This is a genomic window from Rhodospirillales bacterium (assembly GCA_028824295.1).
Classification (GTDB): Bacteria; Pseudomonadota; Alphaproteobacteria; order TMED109; family TMED109; genus VXPW01.
The window spans coordinates 1-26,139 of record JAPPED010000004.1; the positions used below are offsets into that span (position 1 = coordinate 1).

The following is a 26,139-nucleotide window of genomic DNA, read 5'->3' on the forward strand; positions in this document are numbered from 1 at the left end:
GCGGCATCGCATGGGCTTGACCTATCGCGCGGAGGCGGACGGCGTCACGCCGGACCAGATCGTCCAGAACTTGCTGGAACAGGTCAGTGTGGTCTAGTCGCGCCCAGCGGACCGGCTCGGATACGACCAATCCAACCACGCTGACGCTGCGCGAGCTCATGGCGACGCAGCCGCGTCATGTGCGCGGTCGGTTGCTGCCAGGCGAACGGTATCCGACCGGCATGCGTCCCGGCCGCCGACGCGCCCAGGGCATGGACCTGGACAGCGTCGGTCCGTATGTGCCCGGGGACGACATTCGTTGGATGGACTGGCGCGCGACGGCCCGCACCGGACGCGCCCAGATGAAGCGGTTCGTCGCTGAATCGCATCTTGCCCGGATGCTGATCGTCGACTTCCGAGCACACCTGCTGTTCGGCACCGAAACGCGACCCATGGCCAAGACCGCCGCGCTCTTGGCGGCGCACATGGCCTGGGAAGGGTTCGTGTTGCAGGAGCCGGTCGGCATGGTCATCGTGCCGGACCAAGTGCTGGTTCGCCCGCGTCGAGGGCGAAGTCATGTCTTGTTCCTGCTGAAGCACCTAGAGGAAAGTTACGCTGCAGCGCTTTCGCGGTCCGAGCATCATGGCGAGGACGCCCTGGTCGTGGCGATCGACACCGCGAGCCGGCTGCTGAAGTTCGGCGACGAAATCTGTGTCTTCAGTGACTTCGGCGACACGGCCCCGGCCCTGGCCGAGAAAGTGCGCGAACTGAACACGTTCCGGCATTTTCGCGCCATAATCGTCGAGGATCCGATGTTCCGTCGCCCGCTTCGTTCCGGACGTTACCCCTACCAGACGACGGGCGACCCCGTGCGTCGACTGGCGACAGTCTCGAAATCGATGGCAAACCGGCACCAGGACGTTGTAAGGGAGCTCCGGCGCAACCTGCGCCGGGCACTCATCAAGGACGGCTGGCGGATTACCGAAGCCGCGAGCGGCGGTTTCCTGTCTCCGGGACCCGGGCGATGACCGAAGATACGGTTCTCGCCCAGCTGCGCGACATTCAACTGCCCGCGGACCCTGGCCTGGTGGCGCCGAGCACGTTTGCCCTCTGGCCGTTCGTGCTGCTGGCGGCAGTCGTGGGTGCGATCCTCGTCGTGCGGTTCTGGCGAGGCAGCCAATGGCGGCGGACCGCCAGAGCCGAGCTGGCCAGGATTCTCGAGGTGGACGACCACTCGACGCAATGGTCAATGCTGCTCGCGTTCTCGGCCAGCCTGTCGGAACGGGCGCGGCGTCCCGTCACCCTGCCGCCCCTCGCCTACCGCCGTCCGGATACGGTTTCCCAGGGCGAGCGGAACGAGTTTATTGCCTTCCTGAGCAGGGAACTCGGTCGATGATCGACCTGATGCGTCCCTGGGTATTCGTGCTGTTGCCCCTGCCGCTCCTGGCCTGGCGGATTCTGCCCGCCATCGCCGCGAACGCAGCGCTGCCGGTACCGGCGCCGATCCGGGGCCTCATTTCCGGATTGTCCGACGAGGGCCGGCGACGGCGACGGCGGCCGGAAGACCTCTGGATCAAGGCCCTGGGCTGGGCCCTGCTCGTGGTCGCGCTTGCCGGGCCCTACAGCCGCGACTCGATCCTCGTGACGCCGACGGGCCGCGACTTGATGATCGCCGTCGACTTGTCGGCCAGCATGGAACAGCAGGACATGGTCCTGGACGGCGTCAGCGTGCCCCGTTTCGTGGCCGTCCGGGAACTGCTCAAGGACTTCATCAAGGCGCGGAAAGGTGATCGGGTGGGGCTGATCGCCTACGGCCATGAGGCGTACCTGATTTCGCCGCTGGGCTACGACGTCGAGGCGGTCGCGGCGGTTCTGGACGAATTGACGATCGGCCTGCCGGGACATCGAACGGATCTCGGCCGTGCCATCGGACTGGCGGTCAAGACGTTCGATGCTGAACAGGACGCCGGCCGGGTACTGGTGTTGCTGTCCGATGGCGAAGACAATTCGGGCGAACTCACCGGATTCGACGCGGCTGTCCTCGCGGCGCAGCACGGCGTCCGCATCCACACCATCGGTTTTGCGTCCAACATCGAAGCCGACGGCGCGGATGTCCTCAGGAACATCGCGAACAACGCCGACGGCGTGTTCTTCTGGGCAAGATCGACGGCCGACCTGGCCGCGACATCGCGCGCCATCAACGAGATGGAGCCGACCGAACGACCGGAGGAGGAAAACCACATCCTGCGCGACTGGTCCCTCTATGCCGTCGCGGCGGTGCTGCTGCTGCTTGCCGGCCTGATCGTCCAGGAGATTCGCAAGGCATGACTTTCGCGTATCCGCTCGCGCTGCTCCTTCTGCTACCGGCGTTCGGCTTGCTGGCGTGGCTCAAGCTCTGGCACGGTCGAGCAGGGCTGGGCCTGCCCGGACACTGGCACCGGATCATCGACACCACGATGCAGTCCTTCATGGTCAAACAGGTCGTTTCGCAAAGGCAGTTGCCGGTCGGGCTCTGGCTGGTGATTTGGGCGCTCCTGGTATTGGCCCTGGCCCGCCCCGTCCTCGATTTCGGGGAACCGGTACCATCCGGCAACCTCGTCGGTCGTGTGATTGCCCTGGATGTCGGCGCCAGCGTCGACCCCGAACGCCAGCGATGGATCGCCTACCGAATCCTGGACGCCGCGCCCACGACACCGACTGCGCTGGTGGTCGCCACGGGAGAGGCCTTCGACATCGTGCCCTTCACGACCGATCGCGGGCATCTCGACCGGTACCTGCAGGTCATCAAGCCCGAGGTCATGCCAGTTTCCGGACGGTCGCCGGGGATGGCGGTCACGCACGCCGAATCGCTGCTGGCCCGGGCAGGGATGGTCGTCGGGCAGCTCGTTCTGGTGACCGGCGGCACGGTGCCTGCAGCCGAGGCGGCGGCGGCCGGCGACTGGCTGCGGGCGGTCGTCGTGGATGGTGATCACGCCTCCGCCTGGGAGGACTATGCTGAGCGGATCGGCGCCCAGCTCGCCGACACAACCACCATTGACGACGTCATCAGAGAGTTGGACGGCAGGGTGGCCGATACCCTTCGAGACAGTGACGACGCCGCAGGATTCGCGGCGGGCCCGTGGCTGATCACCGCCGCCGCAGGTTTGTGGCTGCTCTTCTTTCGCCGGATTCGGTCCGCATGACCGTGCGCGTGCTTGGTTGGGGCGCAATCGCGGCGTTCGCCGTCGCCGTGTCGTGGCTGTGGCCGAGAATCGAACGAGCGCCGACCGATTTCGAGATCGCCCTCGAGTACCTGGGCGATCAGCGGCCGGACCTGGCGCTCCTGCTCTTCGGGGACACTGAGTGGCGCGGCGTGGCCGCCTACCGCGCCGGTCGGTACGCGCAGGCATCGCGCGAGTTCAAGGTCAAGGAAACGGCACTCAGCCAGTACAACCTGGGCAACAGCCAGGCGCGTTTGCGCGAATGGCCCAAAGCCCTCGCAACCTATGAAAAGGTGTTGCGGTTGGACCCCAACCACCTTGATGCGCGACACAATCTGGCATTGGTGAAGGAGCTGCTCGAGCCGGGCAAGGACTCGGAGGAACCCGAGGACGCCCCCGAACACGTTCCGACCGAGACCGAGGAGCACATGGTCTCTGAACCCCAGGAAGGAATCTCCAACTGGGCGCAGGCCGCCGATTCACCGCAGCGCGACACGGCCGGCAACACCAACGACACGGATGAAGTCAGCGACAGCGAGGCGGCAGAACGACCCAAACCGGTGGACACGACGGGCGAAGTCGGGAGCGCCACCGCCATCGGCAGAACCAGTGAGGATCGCGGACGCAACGATCACCGGATCGTGGGCACCGTCGACCTGAAACCGAGGACGAGCGCTCGGCCGGCGGAGGTGTTGCTCCGCAGGATTCACGACGATCCGGAGAAGGTGGTGCGCGCGAGAATGCTGGCGGTCTACGAATCCAGGATCGCGAGTCCCGCGCCGTGATTCGGGTCTTCCTTTGCTGCCTCGGCCTGTGCCTCCTCAACGTGGCGGCAGTCGCGCAGCAGACAGACGAAGCCGATCGCCGGTGGTTCAACGTCACCATGGATCCGCCGTTCGTGGCGACCAGGGGAACCTATATCGGTGGGCAGATCGTCCTCCACGTTCAATTTATTTCGTCCGACCCGTTCAAGCGTGTTCGGCTCGAGCTTCCGGCGATCGAAGGCGTGCGCTCGACGGTCCTCGCGCGCCCGCACACGCGGCAGGTCGAAATCCTCGACGACGACGGGTACAGCACGCTCGGGAGCCAGAAGTACAGCCACGAAACCCGACTGGTGATCGTGCCCGACCGGAGCGGCACCATCTTCGTTCCGCCGATCACCGTCACCGGTATTTCCGAGCCAGGGAGCGGCCGCAGTTTCGAGTTCGAAGAGGTCTATCCGCAGCAAACGATTCTCGTTCATCCGGAGAGCCCGGAGTTCGTTGGGGATGCCTGGATCGTTTCCCGCGACGTGAAGATCGAGGAGTCCTGGTCACCCGTAGTCGATGACGTCCGAAACGGAGACACGGTGCGTCGCACGGTGGCGCTGAGGGTCGCTGGCGTGACGGCGGACGATCTTCCCGAACTCGTTCTGAACTCGAGCAGCGGCCACCGCGTGTTGAGCACTGAAGTCTCGACCAAGACCGAAAAGACCGACAACGGTTTCATCGCCCATCTGGAACAGTCGTGGGACATCTACGTCGAGACGGAAGACATCACCCATATCGGCGGGATTCGGTTCCCGTACTGGAATCCGGAACTCGGCTTGCCGGAAGACGCCACCCTCCTGCCCCAGCGCATCGAGCCACTCAAGCGAGACGCGGTGGCGCTACGCCAGACGCTGCGCGAGGAAGCCCTCGCAGGGCACCAAGCCAGACGACTCGGCTTCCTGGGTCTGCTGCTGGTGCCGCTGGCAGCCCTGGCCTCGGCTATCGCGCTGGTGCTTTGGCGCGCGCTGCCGACGAGGACGGACCTGAGGTTTTGGCGCGCCTCCAGGCAGAGCGATGATCCGCTGCGATTCTATGCCTCGTTCCTGTCGTGGGGACGACACACGTTCAGGCAGCGCACCCCGGTCGGCCAACAGCACGTGCAGATGCTCGGCGCCCGCGCAGCCGATCAAGTGGGACGGTTGCATCGCTCGATCTTCGGGCTCTCCGGGGACCGTCTGCGATGGCCGCGGCTTGCAGCGACTCTCATCCTGGCATCACGGCGAATGATCGTGCAGCGATTCCTGGCGGCAATCGTCCCCGGCATTTCGCGGTTCCTTTTCCTGCGTTGACATTCGCTTGGCCTAAGCCCAACGATCCCGGGCGCAAGGTTGGGTGCCCGACCCGCGAAACCGGTCGCAGTAGCTGCAGGCATGCCATGAACGTGGGCCTTGGCGTCGACACCAGATCTGCAAGCCAGGCTTGATGCCTGAAACAGCGATGCATCACCACTACGCGGACGTCGGCGACGTGCGACTGCATTACGTGATGGCGGGCAGCGGGCCGGCTGTCGTCCTCCTCCATGGCTGGCCGCAGACCTGGTACATGTGGCGCGACGTAATGCCGAAGCTTGCCGGGAACTATCGTGTCATCGCGCCGGACTTGCGCGGGTTAGGGGACTCGTCGCGCCCTGTCGGTGGTTACGACAAGAAGACACTTGCACAGGATGTCTGGCGTCTGGTTCACGACACTTTGGGCGAGCAGAGTCTCTTCGTCGTCGGGCATGACTGGGGTGGGCCGACGGCTTTCGCGCTGGCCGCCCAGCACCGAGACTCCGTGAAACGCTTGGCGGTCTTCGATGTACCTGTGCCGGGAGACGGCACCTCGGTGATGTTCGGGAACCGCTGGCATCATGGGCTGCACTGGGAGGAGGAGCTGCCCGAAACCCTGACCCGGGGCCGTGAGCACGTCTACCTGGGTTTCTTCTACCGTAACTGGGGTGGGCGCCCCGATGCCATCACCGAAGACGCGGAACGTGAATATCTGCGGACCTACCGGCAGCCGGGCGCGATGCAGGCCGGCTTCAATCTCTACCGCGCCACTCCACAGGACGTCGCTGACAATCAGGCGTTCCTATCACAAGGGAAACTGGAGATGCCTGTGCTCTGCTACGGCGGCACCCTGGGGCGAGGGCGCGGGAAGACAGCCATCGAATCCTGGCGACGCGTGGCTGATGATGTGCGTGGGGGCGTGGTCGAGGACTGTGGCCACTGGATCCCTGAGGAGCGGCCGGACTGGGTAGCCGAGGAATTGCGAACCTTCTTCGACGAGGAGAACGCCGGTTCCGGCAGGGCACGGACATCGTCGCGTCGGCCCGGGACTGCCAGTGTCCCGCCGGCCGCGAAAATGTCTGGCTGACACAAGCGATCCGGGTGGGCACGCCTGCACGGAGCTGGGGCGTCAAGACACCCAGCAACGACCGGCTGTCGTCTATCGCGGGCCTGCCGCCATCCGACGGCAACCGGCAAGACTCCGTTGGCGCGCTCGAGGCGGGACAGAACGGTCTTCGGGCCCAAGTCACTCGCGTCGCAGGTTGCCCCGAATGCGAGCCGGCCGACCTGGCGCCACTCGATTTCGGTATTCCGCGCCGGCGCGCGTTCCTGGCCGGCCGCGCGGAACGCTACAGGCCTTCGAGCAGGATCAGATTGCCGATGGACCCGGCCTGCCGGGCTTTCAGGAGCGGCTGGTACTCTGCCGAGTGGTACCACTCGCGTGCACGCTCGAGCGACGGGAATTCGAGAATTACGGCCACGTTGGGTAGCTCGTCCGAACCCTCAAGCTTTTCGATTTCGGTATTCCGCGCCAGATAGCGCCCGCCGTAGGATTCCACCTGAGCCTGGACTTTCGGAATGTAGTCCTCCACCCACGAACCGTCGGTGATCGTCACCCTACCCATTACATACGCAGCCATTCTTCGTCTCCTCAAGTCCAGTACCGGCCTATTGCGCCCACGCCGGCGCGCTTGACCTGCCCCCGCGCCACGCCGAGTCTGACGGCCGGAGGCGCCCTGCGCAAGGCTGTTGGCCGGTCCGGGGGTCCGATCCATGCACCCGGCCGTCCAGCTGCCGGCAGGTTCGCCGACCAAGGAATTCCGATTTGCGAGGAGCAACGCCATGTCGGCCGCTCGACCCGTGTGCCGAAGCTGCACCCTTCAATCCGCCGGGCTCACAATCGGGAACCACCGACGGGAACGACGGGACAAATCCGGATGCCCGCCAGGTCGTGCCCAAATCCCAAGACTTCGGAGACATCATCGCGGCAGCAACCGTCCGACGACCGGCCGGGCAGCCGGGCAGGCTCCCGTCCGCGTCCGACACCGGGCGAACCCTGACAACCACGCCGATCCCGGTTCAAGGGCTGGTGTCGGTCAATCACTGAGGAAAATCTCTGGACGGAAGCGCGCCGCCGGTGGTCGAGACCGGCGCCCGGTACTACCCTGAGGGCAGCGCTCCACATCGTCGGTCCGAAGGGTTTTATCCATGCATGTCGTCATTTTCGAGGTCGAGCCAACTGCAGACGGCAAGGACGAGTATCTGGATATCGCCGGACAGCTCCGGGAAGAACTGGAAACCATCGACGGCTTCATCGCGATCGAACGTTTTGAAAGCCTGGTGCAGCCCGGCAAGATCCTTTCTCTCTCGACCTGGCGGGACGAGGCGGCGATCAAGGAATGGCGTGAGCGCACCGCGCATCACGCAGCTCAGGAGAGAGGCCGAACCGCGCTGTTCGAGCACTACCGCATTCGGGTGGCCGAAGTCGTTCGCGACTATGAACTCGAGACCTCTCCATGGCGCCCTAGCGTGCGCCAGTGACAGTGGGACGGTGACTAACTCCTACCGGGCGCAGCAGGCCGATATGCCATGGCCGGCGGTAGCGGCCCAGAAGCACTCCGTGTGACGACTTCACTTCCGAACTAGCGTCCAAGGTCCACGCCGACATCGTGTCGGTCAACACGATTTCGGCACTGGCGGCCCGGTTCACCTCCGGCTCGGCCGACTCACGGTCGGGCGTTTTCGCCTCGCCAAACTGGTGCGCTTCATTCCCTACCCGGTGGCCGCAGGTTCGTGCCCGGAAGCGGTGGGGCGGTGTGCCTGGCGGCGATGTCGCTCATGGGTGCAAATCCTTGGGGGCAGGCGGCGCTCGAGCTGTTGGCGCCAGCCGTGAGACATGGCTCCCGGGTGACGCGATCGGGCCGGTTGGCGCGGCGGGCATGTCCGCGACCGGAATACCGGTCAGGACCGGGTCAGCTCCCGCTCGACGAATTCCATCCGATCCTTGCCCCAGAAGACTTCGCCGCCGATCACCATGGTCGGCGCGCCGAACACGCCGCGATCGAGAGCCCCGTCGGTCGCATCGATCAGCGCGGTGCGGCATTCATCGCTCTCGGCGACCGCCTCGAAGTCGTCCGGATTGACGCCGAGCGATCCGGCAATCCCACGCAGCCCTGCGTAGTGCTGGATCGAGGCGTCATCGCGCTCCCAGTAGGCGGCGAAGACGGCGTCGATAAAGGCCACTTCTTTGCCCCAGCGCCGCATGGCGATGGCGCCACGCAAGGCCCGGCTGGTCTTGATCGGGAAGGTCGTCGGGAGGCGGAATGGCAGGTCGTAACGCTCTGCCCAGCGCTCCAGATCGCGGATGCGATTGGCGATCTTGGCCGCGGGCTCATCCATCAGCACATAGTTGTGGTGGCGGAAGACGTGGCCCAGGTTGATCGGGATATACCGGATGGCCGCCCCGTGCCGTTCGGCGATGGGCCGGAGCAGATGGAGCGCGAAATAGCTGTTGGTGCTGCCGACCTCCCAATAGAAATCGATCGTCCGGATGTTCTCCATGGTAATTCCCTGACTGAAACGCGGCAGACATCAATCCGTCCAATAACTATCAAAGTGCCAGCAATCGTTGGCCGACCTCGCGAATCAAATCGTTGGAAAGAACGGGGACCCTCGAGTACATCAGCCCTGCCGAGGGCCTTTCGTGGTTGCGGGTGCAGGGTACGGATCTTCGACCTTCGATGATGCGCTTGCGGTGAGCGCGCGGGACGTCCCGGCCCCGGGCCCGCTGGCCTGCCCCGCGTATGCCCAACCGCAGCTGAGGCCTGGCCTGTGGTCCAAGGGGCTCAGGCCCAGAGTCCTTGCCTGCCGGGAAGCCCTTCGGTTACCCGCCCAGCCGAATGCCTTGCTTGACCACACGGTCATGTACGCGCCAAAGGTATGATCATCACTGACGTGGAGGTTGTCCGGGAAGTGCCGGCTTGAATGTCCGGTCTATGACTTAACCGCCCCGACAACACTTGAGGCACCGGAGGCGCAACATGACGAGGCTCTTGATCATTGCGGTCCTGGCCGTGGGACTCACGGCTCCGACGATTGGGGCCCTGGCGCATCACGGCTGGTCGTGGACGACCGGCGGCAATATCGATCTAACCGGCATCATCAAGACCGTCCGCCTGGGGAATCCCCACGGGATCCTGAAGATCGACGTGGACGGCGAGGAGTGGACGGCCCAGGTCGGCCAGCCTTGGCGCAACGACCGTGCCGGCCTCAAGGACGGCGATCTGGCCGTAGGAGTCGAAATCCGGTTGATCGGCGAGCCGGCCGCCGATGTGTCGGAAAAACTGATCAAGGTGGAACGGCTGTTCCTAGGCGAACAGGAGTACATCCTTTACCCCGGACGCGACTGAGACCTTGGAAGGCCTGCTTGCAGCGCTCGAGGGGACGGCGCTGGCGCAGGCCCTGCGGGGATCCCGCTGGTTCTATGCCGGCGTCAACGCCGCGCACATCTTTGCAATCGCATTGCTGATCGGGTCCATCATCCCGCTGAACCTGCGGCTTTTTGGCGTGTGGCGCGGAATCTCGCGCGAAGCGGTGGTGCGGGTGCTCGCGCCCGTAGCAGCGAGCGGGCTGATCCTCGCCCTGATCACGGGACCGCTGCTGTTCTCGGTCCGGGCGCGGGAATACAGTGATGTCGGATTCCTGCAGCTGAAGCTGGCCTTCATCACGGTCGGGGTCCTGTCTGCGCTCGCCCTTTGCCGGGCCCACGGGTTCCTGCTCAAGGACGCACCGCGCGGACACCTGGCCGGTCACGCCGTCGTCTCCACGGTTTGCTGGCTCGGCGCGCTCGTCTGTGGGCGATTGATCGCGTTCGCGGGGGATTGAGGTCAACATCGTTCAGCCTGCATGCATGTCCGGGTTCTCTGCAAGCACACCAACAGCGGCCGTCTTTCAGTGCGTGAGACCGTATTCACGGACTCTCCGCCCGCCGAACGCCAGTTCGTCGAACCACACCAAGTGCGCCACAGTCCACATTGCTGTTGGGGTTAGCCCGCTTCGCTGTCGATCAGCGCCCCACGTGATCGATCGCGTGGGCGGCGCAGACGATGATCGAGCGGCGGCACAGAGTGCAGAGATAGCGGTGCGGCGCGTGCTCCGCGAGTGCCCGGGCGGCCTGGACCCGGCGCACGGGCAGGTTGGCATGCACGAGCACGACCTGCCGCCCCGGGGCTACCCCCAGCCCGCCGCGTCGATGATCGAGACGATGGACTGCCACGCGCCCCAGATCGACAGCACGAACAGCGCCGCTAGGAAGCCGTTCTCCCACCACCGGTTGCGCCACTCGGTGCCAATGAACGCGCCGCGCGCCGTGAGGATCCACAAGGCGCCGCAGAGGACGGGCAGCACCACCACCGTTGCCGCGCTGCCGACGAGGGTGAGGAAGATGAAGTCCGGCGCGCCGGGCAGGCTCCAGACCAGTGGCGAGAACAGGCACCACACGATCACGGCCCGGTAAGCTGGACGCGCGCCGGCGTCGAACGGCTCCGCAGGCACGGAGTCGGCCGCGCGGTGGACGCGTAGCGCGTCGGTGACGAGGTAGCCGAACCCCATCGCCATGCCGATCACCGAGCTGTACACGGCGGCGAACACCCCGACGTAGAAGATCGGCGCGCCGAGGTCGCCGAGCGCGATCGTCAGCAGCTTGGCGAGGTCGGCGAGGCTCGCGATCGTTTCGCCGCGCGCGTGCAGCACCTCGGCGCCAATGACCCACACCGACAGGTTGAGGAACATGAGCACACCGACGCCGAAGGCGAGATCGTAGAGCTGGACGCGGCGGAATTGCGGCCCCCGCCAGCCCTTCTGCTGGATGAAGTAGGGATACAGCAGATTGGCGATCGAGCCGCCGACCGCGCCGATCAGCGACACGATCACGAGCAGCGCGCCGTAGGACCCCTGTTGCTCGGGGACCTCGAACAGGAGCACGCCCTTCGCCGCCGCGACGGGGTCGGGACCGCTCCAGGCGGCGACGCCGATCACCGAGATGCTGAGCATGGCGAGGAAGACGTAGAAGACTGGCTCCAGCCGGCGGTAGAGGCCGCGGAATACGAACACCGCCGCCGCGCCCACCCAGAACGCCGACCAGGCGAAGGGGGCGCCAAAGCCCAGCAGGGCCTCGCTTGCGAGACCGAGGCCGCGCACCAGGAACGAGCCGTAGATGTGGCCGAAGATCACCGCCACGACGGCAACGAAGAGCGGCATTGCCGGGTGCACGCGCTTGAGGCCCGACAGCACGCTCTCGCCGTGCTGGTTGCAGAGCTGGTACTTGGCGACGATTGACACGAAGACGAAGCGTACGAACAGGGCGAGCGCCATCGCCCACATCAGCGCGTAGCCGTAATTGCCGCCGGCGACGGCGGAATCGACGAGGTCACCGGCGCCAAGCCACGTCAGCGCGACTACCAGCCCGGGCCCGAGCGATCGGATGTGCTGCCAGAAGCTCTCAGGCGCACGCGGCCCGGTCTTCGCGTCGGCCATCGGCTCCCCCGTCGAACCCCGGTTCGTCATAGCACGCGGCGGCGCGGCTCGCCGAATTTGCCGGTCAGACCATGTGGACGGGCGGACGAACCGGCTGCTTCCACATCACCGGCTTAGGCCCGGGCCCCGCCGGCCCGCTCCCGCCGTTACCCGATCCGTCCCCTTGAATGAGCGGACGCGACCCGGCCGGTAGGCTAACCGTCCTGGAAAGTGCTTCCGAATGTCAGCGTTCGCCGCGCAGATCCAACCAACAGGGGTACGGCTTAGCGGCTTCAGGACGCAGCCTCCACGCAACGCGATGCGCGACCATCTGCGTGCACGGCGAGTCCGTGGAACCCACACTGCCTGACGGCTGCTCGATCCTGTCCGACCGCAACCGCCAAGCCCGGCGGGGGCGCGGGACCTACGTGGTGCGTAGAAACGGCGGGCTGGACGGGTTCGCCCCGCCGACTATTCGGAAGCACGAAGGACGCCGAACACCCCCGCGATGCCGTCCATTTTGAAGGTGCCAGCAGCCCCTTCGTGGTCCGCGCCATAGAAGGAGCCTTCGATGCCCGCGGCTGCATTCCCGAACGCGCCACCGTCCATGGTGAGCGCCGACCAAGACAGGTCGGCCTGGTAGTTGTCCAAGTTGGTGAATTCGACATCGACGGTAGCAGCCGTGAAATCGACCTCGAGTCGCGCGTCGCCTTCCACCGGAGCATGTGTCGTGACCGACGTGGTCTCTGAGGTCGCAACGGTGTCCGTCTCATAGCCGTGGACATCACCTCTCCACTCGGCACTTCCGCTCACCGGCGACGTTCCCGACGGCGTGCCCGTCACCATCGCGGCAACGGTCCCGTCCCCTTCGCTGGTCAAGGTCGCCCAGAAGATCTCATCGCCGCCGGGGGGACAACCGATGGCCGCACACGTGGCCACGTCGTCTCTGAGGATCCCGCCCCACACCCCCCAGTTGTGGAAGACCGCGGTGACGGCATCCCCGTTCACATCGATCTGGGAAAGTCGATATTCGCCAGTCGTGCTCAGCGAGACTTCACGGACAGGATCGTGTTCGCGCTCGGGCACCAACCCGTCGACGACGCCGACGCCCCCGCCGGCACAGCCGGCAACAAGCAACAGCGCGAATCCGGAAACCAGCAGGCGTCTCATTTCGACATCCTATCGTGTCGATGGTCTTGATACTTGCCCGGATTCGGAGGCAGAATCTGTAACTGCGGCCTTCAGATTGTGAAGCTTCGGGGAACGCTGACGCCGGCCACCCGGGTAGTGCGGCACTTCCCCCCCGGTCACGCTCCACCTTGTGCGCACATCTGCCTTCGCCGGACCCGCGTTGCGAACGAGCCCCCCAACCGTCAACCCGAACGCAGCGAAGCGGAGATCCGGCTTCCCCGGCTCTCGCGAAGGCTTCAGCGGTTGAGCTTGCTCTTCGCCGACTGCGGCAGCGTTGGTTGCCGGAGGTGGTCCCCCGCTATCGTTGTGGCGACGAATGGGACGCGGAGCACAGCGTAGCCATGCCTGCGGCGCCCGGCCTACAAGCAGCTGGAGATGTGAGATTCGAGCAGGCCAAGACCGGGAGGTGCAGCTTGGAGCGGGAAACCGGCTCGTCTATGGTTTCTCAGCCGCGCACTTTCCGGTTTGTACTGCCGCCAGAGAGGTAATTCATGCTCGATCTCGGAGACCGCATTTCCGTGTACCAACCCGAACAGGCCGGCCGGAAATTCCCCCGGGAACTGACCACGAACGACCCGGAAAAGCTGCGCGAGCACCGCAAGCGCCATCTGGTGGGCGCCTGCCGGGCCTTCGCCAAGTGGGGACTGGACTACGGCTTCGCCGGCCATCTGACGATCCGCGATCCAGAACACCCGGAACACTACTGGACCAACCCGATGGCAGTGCATTTCGCGGAGGTCAGGCTCTCCAACCTGATCCTCGTGGACCACGACGGCCAGGTCGTGGAGGGCGACCATGCAGTGAACCAGGCGGGTTTCGTGCTGCACGCGGCCGTCCATGCCGAGCATCCCGATATCCTCGCGATGTGCCATGCCCACACGCTTTACGGCACCGCCTATGCCTCGCAGGGCCGGCCACTCGCACCGATCACCCAGGATGCCTGCCAGTTCTTCGAGGACCATGCGGTGATCCGCGAGGAATCGGGCCAGGTCGCGGTCGAGCGCGGCGCCGGCGCCAGCATCGCGCCAGCCTTCAAGGGCGTAAGGGCGGCGATCCACCAGAACCACGGCCTGTTTACCGTGAGCCGGCACAGCATCGACGCCGCCGCGTTCATGTTCATGGCGCTGGAGCGCTGCTGCCAGCAGCAGCTTATGGTCGAAGCCTCGGGCCACCAACCAATCGAGATCCCGACCGATAAGGCGCGCTACAGCCGCGAGCACGTCGGCAGCGACTACACCGCGTGGCTCTGCTTCCAGACAGACTACGACCATCTGGTGCGGACCCAGCCGGACATGTTCGACTGACATATCTCGAAGAAAAACGCCCCGGCTCCGGGCCGCAGCGAGGGGCAGCGACCACGAATCTCTAGCGCTTCACGCCGGCGCCGCTCGCGCCCTACACAGAAGATAGCGGCGGCGCAGGGCCGCGCGTGGGAGCTCGTGAGGGACAACCCGGCGATGGTGCCAGAACCGTGGCCAGTCGACACGGCAATGGTCTGCAAGATGCTCGGGGTCGCCCAAACGTTGATCGAGCCGCGGCGCGGGTAGCGGTGGTTAGGGCGGGATGACGGATTGCGGGCATGGTTCGCCTGCCCTGGGGCGGGAAACGTTAGTGCCGCACGCCGCCGAACCCACCTGTAATCGTGCCCTGTTCGAAAATCCCTCCAACCTCCTGCTGATCGGGACCGTAGAAACGCCCGCGAATCCGCTCGGAAGGCGACTCGTGACGTTCAAAAGCACCCTCCTCCACGGCCATGTCGCGCCATTCCATATCGGGCCGGGCAGCGCCGCTCCCGAGCACGGCAATCCCGCTGAACAGCACGTCGGCCTCCAACCCGGTGGGGACGAATTCCACGTGAATCGTCGCGTCGCCTTGAAGCGCCTGACCCCGGTCGGACCCGACCGCGAGATCCCTGCCGAGCATGACGCCGGACCATTGCGCCGACGTGCCGGTCAGGATCGGGTTGACTCCGGACGCCTCGCCGACCGCATAGGCCTTGACCCGCGTGTAGCCCCGGTTCGGGTCGGCGGGATTGGTGAACAGGTCGGCCTGGGTAGCGAAGAACGCATATTCCATCCATCCGCCGTAGACTTCCACGTCCGCCCACTCGAAGCTTGCATCCTCCCGGACGATCCGGATTCCGGGCCGCGTCCCCACCAGTGTCAAATCCAGATTCTCCACGCTGAATCGGGTGGGATCCGAGTACCGAATGAAGCCAATCGAGCATGTGTCACCCCGACACCGGGTCGGAATTCGCTCGGCGTCACTGTTGCCGAGAGAGTTCAGAAGATCGCCGTACAGGACCGAGTTGGCGTCCGCCAGGATCTGCTCGAAGGCCTCGCGTAGTGGCGCATCGGGGTCATGCACAATCGCAGGCGTACTGCCACCACAGGCCGTCAGCGCGAGCACCGTCGCGAAGGCCCAAGCTCTAGGAATCACGCGTCTACCCTCACATTGCAAACGGCGGAGAGCCTAACCGAAGCTGTGCCGCCGTACGCACTGTTGCTCTCCGTCCAGCATTTAACCGCTGGCATCCGCGTCGGATGTCCGCCAACGGGGTTCGACGCCACCTCTCCGGCCGATGCCCACCAGCACCAGCGCCGCCCTTTGGCACAGGATGACGGCCTCTTCAACCACTCGCGCTGGAGCTCGCGAGCGGAGCAGATCAATTCCTCTGCATGGCCTTCTTTCGGCATCCGACTGCGCGCCGTCGTTGCCAGGATGTGCACATATCGAAAGGTCTGCTCGGTCAGGGGGTCCAAGATTGGCCCGGCAGACGCGCACGAAAGCCTTCTCCGACCGCCACGAGCACAGCCGCGCGCACCAGTTCGCCCGCGGTCGTGCTCGAGTTCGGCATGAACCCGGGGGCGGCAGACGGGCGTAGCGTTGGCGTACACCGAGGCCGCATGCGTGTACTCGCATCCGTCGCTGCCGGGCGCGAGCCTCTCGCGTTCCCTGACGAGCCTGAACCGCGTTATCTCGACGGCCAGGTCAAGGCCCACGCTACGCTAGACTGGGATGTCAGCAGATTCCTGCCGATCAACCGCGATTCTCCATGCGGGGAGGTCAGTCAACTCAAGAAAACACAGGAGGTGCCAATGACAGGGCATCGTAAACAACATGACGAACGGACACACCGGCGAGGAGGCCAGGCCCCTCGCATCCGACATGGTGCGTTCGGCTGCGTATTCCTCTTGGCGCTGGGCCTGCCAAGCGCAAGCCATGCCGCAGACTGGATCACCGCATGGTCGGCCAGTCCGCACCCCCGCTTCGCACCGGACTTCATCCTGCCCAACACGCCGCCGAAGTCGCTGACGAATCAGACCATCCGGCAGGTCGCACGCCTCAATCTTGGCGGCAGCAAGGTGCGGGTCGTGATCTCAAATGAATACAACGACCTGCCGCTCCATATCGGTGCAGCATCCGTCGCCACGGCGGGAGAAGGCGGTGCGATCGTTGATGGATCCAGCCAGGCCCTCACGTTCGCGGAAGCCGAAGCCATCCGCATCCCGCAAGGTGCCCGGGTCATCAGTGACCCGATCGAACGCTCGGTCAGCGCGTTCGACAGCCTGGCCGTGAGCATCTACCTGCCAAACCATTCCCTGATCGAGAGCTATCACTGGGATGGTGTGCAGACCGCCTACATCTCGGGACCCGGGAACTTCGTCGCTGACACTGCGTTTGCTGCCGAGATGACCAATCCGTCGCGCATGCTCCTCAGCGGGATCATGGTCGACGCACCCGCCGACGCTCAGGCGATCGTCCTGTTCGGCGATTCGATTACCGACGGCAACTGCTCGACCGTGGACGCCAACCATCGCTATCCCGATTTCCTGGCTGAGCGCCTGCACGCCGCGGGCATCACCAACGTCGCGATCATCAATGCCGGCGTGTCAGGGGCGCGGCTGTTCAAGGACGGCATGGGTGAGAGTGCACTAGCGCGACTGGACAGCGAGGTGTTCGCGCAGCCTGGCGCCACCACGATGGTGATCATGCTGGGAATCAACGACATCGGGTGGTCGGCGATGGGGCTGGACCCATGGAACCCAGTTCCCTCCAGTTCCGACGTCACGCGGATGTACCAGATGATCATCGACCGGGCGCACATGCTCGGCATCCGCATCCTCGGCGCCACCCTGACGCCGTTTGCCGATTCCTTCCAGGGCGCGATCCTGGAAGGCTACTACAGCGAGGCCAAGAACGCGGTGCGGAACGAAGTCAACGCGTGGATTCGCGACAGCGGCGCCTTCGACGGTGTCATCGACTTTGATGTGGCGGTCCGGGATCCGGAGAAGCCTGACTACATTCTCGAGGAATTCGACTGCGGCGATAACCTGCATCCGAACGACGCCGGCTACAGGGCGATGGCGGAATCCATCGACTTGGGTCTGTTGCTCGGGAACTGACCGCTACGTGCAGGCCTGGCCCGGCGGGCAGGTCGGCCACGCGCGGCCCGCGACCTCACTAGGCCGGGCGCTTCTGCAGCTCGGGCGGCAGTTCGCGAGCTGAGCGGATCAGCTCTTCTAGCCGCTCCGCGCGGACTTCCTCCTGCATCCGATTGCGCATTGCCGTCGCGAGGATGTGCACGTACCGGCACGTCTGCACGATCAACGGGATCAGGGTTCGGCCTGAATCAGCCGTGGAGGAAGGCGCCCGGACCGCCGCGCGCACCAGCTCGCCCACGGTCATTCCCTGCATGACAGCAACGGTCTCCAGGCGAGCCCACTCTCGGTCGGAGAACCGAATCGAGCGCGGCATCCGTTTCTCCGCTCCCGTGCCCTCTTGCAGCACATCCAGCGGTCGTGTTTGGGCCATCGTTCCCCTCCAGACCTAACCCGGTCATGCGGATGGCGGGGTGATTTTCCGCCGGGCGACGATGCGGCGGGCTCGACACATCCAAGGCCGAAGCCCATGTCGGCCGCGCGGCCCGGCCCAAGCACTGGCCAATTCCGTTCCACGGGCCCGGCGGCGGCACACGCCTGGGCGTTCGCACGGCTCGGACTCTGCGCCGGCGACCGGTCATCCCGATGCTGACGTGGTCCGCGTCCAGAGCCTGGCTGGACACCTGCCGCTACATCTCGCCGATGTCACGGAGCGTCGCGATGCGTTCATCGGCGACCACCCGGACAGTGGGACCAGGCTCGGCCGCTCGTCGGCCGCTTCCTCGGCCATAACCGGCATCGCACCACGGCAGGCTACGCCTACCTTGCCGATGCGCACCTTGTCGAAGCGGTGGAGAAGGTCGGAGCAATCACCGCCACTGCGATGACGAGTAGACGCCCACAACCGACAGCGCATCCACAATGGCACGGCAGTGCTCCGGGTCGCGGAGCACGTCCAAAGTATGCATCAATCCGGCGCCACCGTGTCGCCCACGTAAAAGGCCACCGTACGTTGCGCTGCTGCCGACGATGAGCGCCCTTCCGTCACGAGTCGTGTGGAACGTTGCAACGTCCAACTTGGGTTCGCTCGGCCGGGTAAGGTGCAGTTCCATCCCCAACAACCCCATTTCCCAACCTACGCCGACGGCACCGGCACCGAATTTGTGCCAGTGGTCGGACACCAGCGCGGTATGCGTAATCGCAAGGCGCGAGCGGCCAGTACCATCGTTGCACAGACGAGCCTCCACCCAGCTCACGTCACCGCCGAACTCCCACGTCAGCCCGAGATACGAGGGACGTTCGCAGCGCCTGATCGTACCGCCTGCGTTGCCCTCCAGTTGGTAGCGACGGCCGAGTTCGAGGCGGCCGCTGACCGGCAGGAACCAGCGTGGGATTCGTTCCGCGCTCGTCACGGCGTCCCAGAGGTCCTCCACTGTCGTCGCGTAGCTGCGGGCGAGGGTGACCGCGCGAGCGGCCTGTCCGTCGCGCTCCAGGGACGACACTGTGCGCTCCACGGCGCCGAGGAGGCGTTCGACATCCAGGTCCATGGCTTCTCCGTTTCGTCACCCAGGCGATTATCCATGTACATGCCACTGCGTACAGCAAATCAAGCCGCGTGGACGATGGCTCGGAGCGCCCACAAAGCCGCAGACCGTCGGACAACAGCTAGTCGGAAGCCCGCTCATCCGCCGTCGTCACGTCCCCCGAGTGCCGGCATGGGCCCCAAGGGATCCGGCGTGCTGCGGCCTCGCTCCGGCGCCCGCCGAACAAAGCGCATGCCGCAGAGCTCGATATGGTCCACCATGGCGTCCGCTACCAGCTTCAATCGGTCAGGGTCGCCGGGCCTGCGCCGTTTCGGCCAGAAGCACTCCGCCTTGAGCAGCGCCGTGTGCACCGTGAGCGTCAGGTCGCCCCGCGAGACAGGGATGTTGCGATCTTCCAGCATGGACCGGTCACAGTTCAAAAACATATATGGAACAGTAGGAATACATATCATTAATGGTGCCAACCTGCATAGCTCGCCGACGCGACAGGTTATGGGTTCGGGCGGCGTCCGGTTCACGGCGCCGGGGACTTGCCGCCCGTCGGCGACGTCATCTCCGGCGTTGGGGAGCGATGCGGGCTAGTCCCTGACCCGGAACGTCAGATGACAGGAGCGACAGCCACGGGCCACGGGAACCAGCGCGGCATTGACTGCTTCGAGGTCGCGGCCCCTAGCGGCAGCGGCAAGCTCACGAACCGAGTCCAGCGAGTCTTCCAGCGCGGCATCAAACTTCGCGCGCTCCTCCCAGATTTTTGCCCGCGCCTGGGTATCGCCTTCTGCAGTTCCCTCGGGGAACGCGACACGGGAATTCTCCAGCAAATCCACGATCGCCTGCGCGCTGGTGATCAGTCCGTCGGCAAAATCGACCCGGCCTTGCGCAAGCAGGACCACGTTGGCGAGATGCGCACCGGCGCTCGTCATCAAGTTCTGCCGATACTTGATGACGTGCTCGGGAGCATTTGCCGCAGAAATGGTTTCCCCCGTGACGAGAAGCGCCAGGAAGACCATGGCGGCGAGACGGGCGGGATAGGACATACGGGCATTCCTGTCGTGGTGTTGCACAGTCCAGGGCACAGTTCGCATCGAAGCGGTCACCGAAAATAGTGCGATAAATTCCGGGACGCACCCAAGGCCCACGGATTGGGTATGGGCGCAACCGCGTCAGTACGCGGATGACCCTCTCCCCCGTCTGACAGCACACCTACTTGGCAGCCGGGCGGTCAGAGCTGCGTGCCATGTACGCTTCCGAAACTGCGGCGACTTCCTTTGGCGACTACGAAAGTTCCCGGCCTTGCCAGCCTGCATATGGGACGCCGCAAGTATGGCAACATCAACCGCATGGCCCGATCCGAGTTCCATGTCGCACCGAAGGTTGAGTGACGCAGGGGAACCACGGACAGGCACTCGCAAGGCCATCACCACCTGACGAGCAGACCGCCACAAGGTAGGGGTGGGACATACGCTGATCGAGCCGCGGCGGGGTAGCGGCCAGGGGGCGAAGGAAAAATTCCGGCGGGCGGGCCAATCCGCTCGATGGGATCGAATTCCTCCGGATTCAGGCGCGCACCGGCAGCAGAGCGGACGGCTGTCCGATCACCCTCTCGAATTCGTACATGTGCACGTTCCCGTCGTGTGATTCGTACATGTAGACGAGATAGAACCCGTCCTGTCCCACCAACCGGATCTGGTGGCAGTCGAGCAGCTCGCGGATCCGGCTCTCCCACGCCGGCCCGTCCTGCCAAAATGTCCCAATGCGGCGCCACGCAGGCATTTTGTCCTGGACCCAACCTTTCCCGTCCCCTCACACGGGCCCAGTTCACATGCGAGTGCGACGGGGATTTCCCCTCCACGCGGAATGACCGGCGCGTGCCGCACTGTGCCGCCCACATACATGGAGGTACTCGGGCCTACGCCAGATCAGCGCATGAGATGCCCTTGTCATGACAGAGATATGATGCAAGGATTCACGGACGGACGGGGTGCGGGCTACCATTCTCGTGACGGAACGCAATGCCGACAGTTTTATGGTCCTGGTCACGGGTGCCATTGCGCACCTACGCAGTCGCGGCAACATCAATCCGGACCTTGACGACGTGATTGCGCTGTTGCGCGAGTTGAAGTTGATGGCGCCCGTGAGCACGGAAGAAGGCACGGTTGCGGCCAATGCCGCGTATTCCGCCTTCCAGAGCGCGGTGGTGCGACAAATCGACGGGGAACTGGCGAAGATCTCGTGGGGGTAGCCTGAATCCACCGCTTGGGCAGATCGTACGCGCCGTGCACCGAGGGAGGTCGGTTCGGCGGCCGTGCGGTCGCCCGCATCACGCATGGATGGCGTGACGGCAAGGCTCCGCGAGCACGCCGGCGCGCAGCCCCTGACAGGGATGCCGTCCGAGATTCCCTCGCCGGCAGATGCGCGCTAGGCTAACGCGACTTCCGTTCGCCACAGGTCTTTCGTCACATGGTTCGGGGCGTGCTCCATCCGGCCGCAATGCTGGCCTTGCTGGCGCTTCTGTCGCCGTCGACGGACGCCCGGGCACACGAGATCAGACCGGCGATCGCCGGTCTCTCCGTCGACCGTGCCGGCGGCTACGAGGTCTCGATCAAGTTCAACCTGGAAGCACTGCTGGCCGGCATCGGGCCCGCCCACACCGACACTTCCGAAGCGCCGGGCGCCGCCGAGTACGAGAGGCTCCGCAGCCTCTCGCCAGCTGACCTGCGACGCGCGTTTGACGCGTTTGCCGGGCAGTTCCTGGACGGGGTGATGCTGCACGCCGGAGACACACCGCTGCAGCCGGCGGTCCTCGACGTGCAGGTGCCCCCGGTCAGCGACACCGGGTTTCCGCGCCGCTCCCGGATCGTGATCGGCGGCACGCTGCCACCCGGCGCGGAGAGCGTGACCTGGGCCTGGGATGCGGAGTTCGGCCCGATTGTGCTCCGGCTCCCGGGCCCGGACGCGGGCGATCCCCCGCTCTTCGCCGAACTCCTGCAGAACGGCGTCGCCAGCGATGCGATCCCCGTCGCCGGCGACGTTCGCCGAACCTTCGCGGAGATCGCTCGCGACTACCTGGTGATCGGCTTCACGCACATCCTGCCGAAGGGGCTCGACCACATCCTGTTCGTGATCGGACTCTACCTCCTCAGCACGCGGCTCTCGACCCTCGTGTGGCAGGTGACGAGAACACGGTCACGAACCGGCTGCAGCGCTGGCGGCCCGCGATCGTGTTCGGGTTCGGCCTCCTCCACGGGCTGGGCTTTGCAGGGGTGCTGAGCGACATCGGGCTGGCGCCGGCGGAGTTCGTCACCGGCCTGATCGCCTTCAATGTCGGAGTCGAACTCGGACAACTTGCCGTGATCGCCGGCTGCTTCCTGGTGGCCGGCCTCTGGTTCCGGCACAAGGAGTGGTACCGATCCATCATCACGAACCCGGCGTCGGTCCTGATCGCGGCCATCGGGGCGTGGTGGTTCGTCGAGCGGACAGTGCTCGCCTGATCACGGCCCCGCGGCGGGGCTGATCCGCCGGCGCAACCTCCCAGAAACCGGTGGAATACCGGGCAGTGACAGGACCGGCCGTACCGGTCCCACTATCGCACCGGGTTCGTCGCCCGACGTGCGGCCGAGGGTCTGCCACCCTTCCGGATGCTAGAGAGTGGTGCGCGACGTAGCGCCCGGGTGGCGCATCGGGTCGCCAAAAAGGGCGTCGTGCCGCGCGGCCGGGACATCGGATTCCGGCAGCGCCGCCTCCGGCAGACGTCCGGCGGTCCGTTCATCCGCTGTCGTCACGCCCTCCGGGTCCCGGCATGAGGCCCCAGGGATCCGGTGTGGTGCGGTCGCGCTCCGGTGCCCGCCGGAAACAGCGGATGCCGCAGAGGCCGATGTGGACGACCACGGCGTCCGCCACGATCTTCAACCGATCGTGATCGCCCGGCCTGCGCCGCTTCGGCCAGAGCTGCTCCGCCTTGCGCAGCGCCACATGCACCGTAAACTTCAGATCATCGCGGGAGATTGGGATGCCGGGATCTTGCGGCATGGGCTGACGATAGAGAAAGAACATTACGGGATCAAATTGACATCTGACCGCCGGCAATGGTAGCGTCGTCGCCATGTGCGGGAAGTTCAGCAACCGGCTCTCGTAGTCCGAACTGCATGAGCTGATTTGCCCCCTCGGCGTGCATCGGCACCATGTTGCCGCCATCGTCATCTGCACCGCCGAGCGCCAGCAGCAGCAGGTGGTCGACCTCGAACGGACCATCGATCGGCTCCTCGCAGTACCCGCAAATCTTGCCGTGGGCCTTGAGGATCCGCTTTCGGTGGGCAGCCGTCATGGGACGGCGCTGGCAGCTCGCGAGCGATCATCCGGCGTGAAGGCCCGTGGCGTTCCCCGGGGACGCCGTGATCCTCGGCCGGGTGGTGTGGACGGCGCGGGCGTTGGTGTAGGGAACCCCTGCCTGAAGAATGCCCTCCCGACCGGACAAATCGCTCCGAGCGCGGTTTGCCCGGACGGTCATCGACCGGGGTGCAGCGCGGCGCACAGGTCGGCCGCGGCGTCGTCGAATGCCGCCTTCGCCGCCGGCACCGCCCCACCCATGTTGAAATAGCCGTGGATCAGGCCGGCATAGTGGCGCTCGACCACCGGCACGCCGGCAGCCTTCAGCTTCTCCGCATAGGCGATGCCCTCGTCCTGGAGCGGGTCGAAGCCGGCAGTGTGGACCGCGGCGCGCGGCTGGCCGGCGAACTCCGGATAGCGCAGCGGTGACATCCGCGGATCGCTGCGGTCGGCGTCGCCAGCATAGCCGTCGCCGAACCAGCTCATGTGCGGCTCTTCCAGCAAGTAGCCGCTGGCGTAGGTCTGGCGCGATGGGAAGCCGCCGGTCATGTCGGTCGCCGGGTAGATCAACAGCTGGAAACAGGGCAGGGGTAATCCGGCGTTGCGTGCTTCATGGCACAGCACGGCGGCAAGATTGCCGCCCGCGCTGTCGCCGCCGACCGCGATGCGCGCCGGATCGATGCCGTAGTCCGACGTCCGGGCCTGCAATGTCTCCCACACGAACAGGACATCGTCGACGGCCGCCGGGAACGGATGCTCCGGAGCCAGCGCGTAATCGACCGAAAGCACCCGGCAGTCAGCCCGCGCCGCGAGTCCGCGGCACGTCCGGTCGTAGGACTCGAGGCTGCCGATGGTCCAGCCGCCGCCATGCAGCCAGACCAGCAGCGGATCGGCTGCCCTCGTCTGCTTCGGCGTGTAGAGGCGGGTGCGGACGAACCGGCTGTCCCGCCCGAGCGCGATCTCGACCACCGAGTCCATCGGCGCCGGATCGATGTCGAGCCTGATCACGGTCTCGTCATACTGGGCGCGGGCCGCCGGCGGCGACAGCGTGTAGACCGGCGGATAAGGGGACTTTTCGATGAGGTCGAGCACCCACTCGATCTGGGGATCCATGGTCATGCCGGTTCTCCGAAGGATGCCCGCAGGGATTGCGCCCCCTTGGCCAGCAGCGGCAGGTCAATTCCAGCCGCGACGAAGGTGAAACCCTAGTCGGTGTAACGCCGGGCCGCCTCGACGACAAGACCCTGGTCGGCACCCGAATCGCCAAGTCTTCGACTCCGGCACTCACCGATCGCCGTTTGGCGCCCGAATTTATCTTGAATCCGCTTACGGTACGCTTACGGCAGCTTCACAAAATGCGGCCACAGAAAAAGAAACCCCGCTATCCTGTTGGAATAGCGGGGTTTTTTTGGTTGCGGGGGTAGGATTTGAACCTACGACCTTCAGGTTATGAGATCGAGCATCGTTTGCGGTCGGGAGTTCTACGGAATTCTATGGAGTATGGAATAGGCTGATTCTACAGTATTTATTCAGGAATGCTTGCGGTCCTGACACCTCTCGACTACCCTCTTTCTTGGTGGAGAGAAATTCCGATCGCATTCCGAGAACGCTTCATGCCGAGACTGACCAAGCGCCACATTGACAACCTGCCCGCCCGCGAGAAAGAGTACTTTGTCTGGGACGATCAGCTCAAGGGCTTCGGCGCCCGCGTCTATCCCAACGGCGGCAAGCGCTACGTCGCCCAGACCTTCCGCCGGGGAAAGACCATCCGCGTCCAGATCGGCCGCCACGGGGCCCTACCCTTCGAGCAGGCCAAGGCGCGGGCCCGGAAGATCATCGCCGATGTCGACGACGGCAGAAACCCGAACAAGGAGAAGGAAGCGGAACGCCTGTCGCCCACGGTGGCGGAGTTGGCGGATCGGTTCCTGAAGGACTATGTCCCCGCCCACTGCAAGCCGCGCACCGAGGTGGAGTACCGGCATGCGGTGAAGCGCTACATCGTCCCGGCGCTGGGCTCGGTCAAGGTGGTGGCGCTCGCGCGCGACGACGTGGCCGCACTGCACCACGAGATGCGGGACAAGCCCACCCAGGCCAACCGGACGCTCGGGGTGGTCTCGAAGATGATGAACCAAGCCGAGGCATGGGGCCTACGGCCCGACCGGTCCAATCCGTGCTACCACATCCGGAAGTACAAGGAGACGAGGCGCGAACGCTTCCTGACCACGGAGGAACTGGCCCGCCTGGGGAAGGCGCTGGACGGGGAGGAGTCGTTCGCGCCCGCGGCGGTGACGGCGTTACGGCTGCTGCTTTACACCGGGGCGCGGCTGTCCGAGATCCAGACCCTGAAGTGGGAGCATATCCGGGGCGACCGGATTCACCTGCCCGATAGCAAGACAGGGGCCAAGACAATTCCGCTGAACGGGCCGGCGCTCGAGGTGCTGGCCAACACGGAGCGGGTCGAGAGGAACCCCTACGTCATCGTGGGCACCGGCGAGGGTGCGCATCTGACCGACCTGCAGAAGCCATGGCGGCGGGTGCGCAAGGCGGCCGGACTGGAGGACGTGCGGATCCACGACCTGCGGCACACATTCGCGTCCGAGGCGGTGATGCGGGGCGAGAGCCTGCCGATGGTGGGGCGGATCCTGGGTCACACCCAGGCGCAGACAACTTCCCGGTACGCCCACCTTGCCGATGATCCGCTGCGCAAGGCGTCGGAACGGATCGCCTCGTCGCTCAGGCTGGCAATGCACAGACAGGGCGGGAGCTGACGGGCGAAACCACACGATCCGCTATGAGATGAGCGGTAGCGCAAGGGAGCCGAAGTACGCATTCGGAGCTGTTAGCCGATGCATCGCTCGATTGCCGTGATCAAGTCGCCCACTGGCAACCATGGATTCTGCGGCCGATACGAGAGGGTCGCGGGCCGGACA

Annotated in this window: 30 protein-coding genes; 16 read left to right on the forward strand and 14 right to left on the reverse strand. The window is 65.3% G+C overall.

Going from position 1 to position 26,139, the window contains the following annotated elements; genetic code table 11:
* Positions 1–86 precede the first annotated feature (86 nt).
* The 7 genes from OXH60_03360 (at position 87) to OXH60_03390 (ending at position 6,343) form a co-directional block, all read left to right on the forward strand.
* Positions 87–1,007, forward strand: a complete 921-nt coding sequence (locus tag OXH60_03360; protein ID MDE0711153.1) for a DUF58 domain-containing protein — start codon at positions 87–89, stop codon at positions 1,005–1,007.
* The gene (locus tag OXH60_03365; protein MDE0711154.1) at positions 1,004–1,375 is read left to right on the forward strand and encodes a DUF4381 family protein; all 372 of its coding nucleotides are present in this window, start codon (positions 1,004–1,006) and stop codon (positions 1,373–1,375) included. Before OXH60_03360 ends, OXH60_03365 begins: the two co-directional genes overlap by 4 nt.
* Positions 1,372–2,307: a VWA domain-containing protein gene (locus OXH60_03370; protein MDE0711155.1), complete on the forward strand. Its 936-nt coding sequence runs from the start codon at positions 1,372–1,374 to the stop codon at positions 2,305–2,307. Before OXH60_03365 ends, OXH60_03370 begins: the two co-directional genes overlap by 4 nt.
* Complete coding sequence (locus tag OXH60_03375) at positions 2,304–3,161, forward strand: hypothetical protein (protein MDE0711156.1); 858 nt, start codon at positions 2,304–2,306, stop codon at positions 3,159–3,161. Before OXH60_03370 ends, OXH60_03375 begins: the two co-directional genes overlap by 4 nt.
* Complete coding sequence (locus tag OXH60_03380) at positions 3,158–3,964, forward strand: tetratricopeptide repeat protein (protein ID MDE0711157.1); 807 nt, start codon at positions 3,158–3,160, stop codon at positions 3,962–3,964. The genes OXH60_03375 and OXH60_03380 overlap by 4 nt, the downstream gene beginning before the upstream one ends.
* Positions 3,961–5,277 (forward strand): hypothetical protein, encoded by a 1,317-nt coding sequence (locus OXH60_03385; GenBank protein MDE0711158.1) that lies wholly within the window; start codon positions 3,961–3,963, stop codon positions 5,275–5,277. Before OXH60_03380 ends, OXH60_03385 begins: the two co-directional genes overlap by 4 nt.
* Before the next feature lie 133 nt (positions 5,278–5,410).
* On the forward strand, positions 5,411–6,343 hold the full coding sequence (locus OXH60_03390) for an alpha/beta hydrolase (GenBank protein MDE0711159.1): 933 nt from the start codon (positions 5,411–5,413) through the stop codon (positions 6,341–6,343).
* 262 nt (positions 6,344–6,605) lie between these two features.
* On the opposite strand, the gene OXH60_03395 is transcribed toward OXH60_03390, so the two are convergent.
* A complete protein-coding gene (locus OXH60_03395; protein MDE0711160.1) occupies positions 6,606–6,896 on the reverse strand; it encodes a DUF1330 domain-containing protein in 291 nt (96 codons plus the stop codon).
* A 568-nt stretch (positions 6,897–7,464) separates the two neighbouring features.
* On the opposite strand from OXH60_03395, the gene OXH60_03400 reads away from it, so the two are divergent.
* Complete coding sequence (locus tag OXH60_03400; protein ID MDE0711161.1) at positions 7,465–7,797, forward strand: antibiotic biosynthesis monooxygenase; 333 nt, start codon at positions 7,465–7,467, stop codon at positions 7,795–7,797.
* Between the two features lie 420 nt (positions 7,798–8,217).
* Here the strand turns inward: OXH60_03400 and OXH60_03405 are convergent, their stop codons facing one another.
* Positions 8,218–8,817 carry a 2-hydroxychromene-2-carboxylate isomerase gene (locus tag OXH60_03405; GenBank protein ID MDE0711162.1) on the reverse strand — a complete coding sequence of 200 codons (600 nt, stop codon included), beginning with the start codon at positions 8,815–8,817 and terminating at the stop codon, positions 8,218–8,220.
* Positions 8,818–9,296: 479 nt separating this feature from the next.
* Here OXH60_03405 and OXH60_03410 point away from each other — a divergent pair, with 479 nt between their 5' ends.
* Both OXH60_03410 and OXH60_03415 read left to right on the forward strand, forming a co-directional pair.
* A complete protein-coding gene (locus OXH60_03410; protein ID MDE0711163.1) occupies positions 9,297–9,665 on the forward strand; it encodes a DUF6152 family protein in 369 nt (122 codons plus the stop codon).
* A 4-nt stretch (positions 9,666–9,669) separates the two neighbouring features.
* Positions 9,670–10,140: a DUF2214 domain-containing protein gene (locus OXH60_03415; protein MDE0711164.1), complete on the forward strand. Its 471-nt coding sequence runs from the start codon at positions 9,670–9,672 to the stop codon at positions 10,138–10,140.
* Positions 10,141–10,321: 181 nt separating this feature from the next.
* Here the strand turns inward: OXH60_03415 and OXH60_03420 are convergent, their stop codons facing one another.
* The 3 genes from OXH60_03420 to OXH60_03430 form a co-directional block, all read right to left on the reverse strand.
* Positions 10,322–10,531, reverse strand: coding sequence for a hypothetical protein (locus tag OXH60_03420; GenBank protein MDE0711165.1), 210 nt, complete (start codon positions 10,529–10,531; stop codon positions 10,322–10,324).
* Complete coding sequence (locus OXH60_03425; protein ID MDE0711166.1) at positions 10,486–11,790, reverse strand: Nramp family divalent metal transporter; 1,305 nt, start codon at positions 11,788–11,790, stop codon at positions 10,486–10,488. Before OXH60_03425 ends, OXH60_03420 begins: the two co-directional genes overlap by 46 nt.
* A 450-nt stretch (positions 11,791–12,240) precedes the next feature.
* A complete protein-coding gene (locus OXH60_03430; GenBank protein ID MDE0711167.1) occupies positions 12,241–12,939 on the reverse strand; it encodes a hypothetical protein in 699 nt (232 codons plus the stop codon).
* 512 nt (positions 12,940–13,451) lie between these two features.
* On the opposite strand from OXH60_03430, the gene OXH60_03435 reads away from it, so the two are divergent.
* Positions 13,452–14,264, forward strand: coding sequence for a class II aldolase/adducin family protein (locus OXH60_03435; GenBank protein MDE0711168.1), 813 nt, complete (start codon positions 13,452–13,454; stop codon positions 14,262–14,264).
* A gap of 304 nt (positions 14,265–14,568) precedes the next feature.
* Here OXH60_03435 and OXH60_03440 read toward each other — a convergent pair whose 3' ends face one another.
* Positions 14,569–15,399: a hypothetical protein gene (locus OXH60_03440; GenBank protein MDE0711169.1), complete on the reverse strand. Its 831-nt coding sequence runs from the start codon at positions 15,397–15,399 to the stop codon at positions 14,569–14,571.
* Between the two features lie 659 nt (positions 15,400–16,058).
* Here OXH60_03440 and OXH60_03445 point away from each other — a divergent pair.
* Positions 16,059–17,366 carry an SGNH/GDSL hydrolase family protein gene (locus OXH60_03445; GenBank protein MDE0711170.1) on the forward strand — a complete coding sequence of 436 codons (1,308 nt, stop codon included), beginning with the start codon at positions 16,059–16,061 and terminating at the stop codon, positions 17,364–17,366.
* 58 nt (positions 17,367–17,424) lie between these two features.
* Here the strand turns inward: OXH60_03445 and OXH60_03450 are convergent, their stop codons facing one another.
* The 5 genes from OXH60_03450 to OXH60_03470 form a co-directional block, all read right to left on the reverse strand.
* A complete protein-coding gene (locus tag OXH60_03450; GenBank protein MDE0711171.1) occupies positions 17,425–17,775 on the reverse strand; it encodes a hypothetical protein in 351 nt (116 codons plus the stop codon).
* Between the two features lie 436 nt (positions 17,776–18,211).
* Positions 18,212–18,889 (reverse strand): SRPBCC family protein, encoded by a 678-nt coding sequence (locus OXH60_03455; protein MDE0711172.1) that lies wholly within the window; start codon positions 18,887–18,889, stop codon positions 18,212–18,214.
* A gap of 134 nt (positions 18,890–19,023) precedes the next feature.
* Positions 19,024–19,287 carry a hypothetical protein gene (locus OXH60_03460; protein ID MDE0711173.1) on the reverse strand — a complete coding sequence of 88 codons (264 nt, stop codon included), beginning with the start codon at positions 19,285–19,287 and terminating at the stop codon, positions 19,024–19,026.
* A gap of 177 nt (positions 19,288–19,464) precedes the next feature.
* Complete coding sequence (locus OXH60_03465; GenBank protein ID MDE0711174.1) at positions 19,465–19,920, reverse strand: cytochrome c; 456 nt, start codon at positions 19,918–19,920, stop codon at positions 19,465–19,467.
* A 520-nt stretch (positions 19,921–20,440) separates the two neighbouring features.
* Positions 20,441–20,656 (reverse strand): hypothetical protein, encoded by a 216-nt coding sequence (locus OXH60_03470; GenBank protein MDE0711175.1) that lies wholly within the window; start codon positions 20,654–20,656, stop codon positions 20,441–20,443.
* 208 nt (positions 20,657–20,864) lie between these two features.
* On the opposite strand from OXH60_03470, the gene OXH60_03475 reads away from it, so the two are divergent.
* The 3 genes from OXH60_03475 to OXH60_03485 all read left to right on the forward strand — a co-directional run bounded on the left by OXH60_03475 (position 20,865) and on the right by OXH60_03485 (position 22,374).
* Entirely contained in the window at positions 20,865–21,125 is a 261-nt protein-coding gene (locus OXH60_03475) for a hypothetical protein (GenBank protein ID MDE0711176.1), read from the forward strand.
* 218 nt (positions 21,126–21,343) lie between these two features.
* Positions 21,344–22,153 carry a HupE/UreJ family protein gene (locus OXH60_03480; GenBank protein ID MDE0711177.1) on the forward strand — a complete coding sequence of 270 codons (810 nt, stop codon included), beginning with the start codon at positions 21,344–21,346 and terminating at the stop codon, positions 22,151–22,153.
* Positions 22,105–22,374 (forward strand): HupE/UreJ family protein, encoded by a 270-nt coding sequence (locus OXH60_03485; protein MDE0711178.1) that lies wholly within the window; start codon positions 22,105–22,107, stop codon positions 22,372–22,374. Before OXH60_03480 ends, OXH60_03485 begins: the two co-directional genes overlap by 49 nt.
* 274 nt (positions 22,375–22,648) lie before the next feature.
* On the opposite strand, the gene OXH60_03490 is transcribed toward OXH60_03485, so the two are convergent.
* The 3 genes from OXH60_03490 to OXH60_03500 form a co-directional block, all read right to left on the reverse strand.
* Positions 22,649–22,936, reverse strand: a complete 288-nt coding sequence (locus OXH60_03490; protein ID MDE0711179.1) for a hypothetical protein — start codon at positions 22,934–22,936, stop codon at positions 22,649–22,651.
* Positions 22,937–22,943: 7 nt separating this feature from the next.
* Complete coding sequence (locus OXH60_03495) at positions 22,944–23,207, reverse strand: hypothetical protein (GenBank protein ID MDE0711180.1); 264 nt, start codon at positions 23,205–23,207, stop codon at positions 22,944–22,946.
* 179 nt (positions 23,208–23,386) lie between these two features.
* Complete coding sequence (locus OXH60_03500) at positions 23,387–24,328, reverse strand: alpha/beta hydrolase (GenBank protein MDE0711181.1); 942 nt, start codon at positions 24,326–24,328, stop codon at positions 23,387–23,389.
* 494 nt (positions 24,329–24,822) lie between these two features.
* Here OXH60_03500 and OXH60_03505 point away from each other — a divergent pair, with 494 nt between their 5' ends.
* Positions 24,823–25,977: a tyrosine-type recombinase/integrase gene (locus OXH60_03505; GenBank protein ID MDE0711182.1), complete on the forward strand. Its 1,155-nt coding sequence runs from the start codon at positions 24,823–24,825 to the stop codon at positions 25,975–25,977.
* Positions 25,978–26,139: the final 162 nt, after the last annotated feature.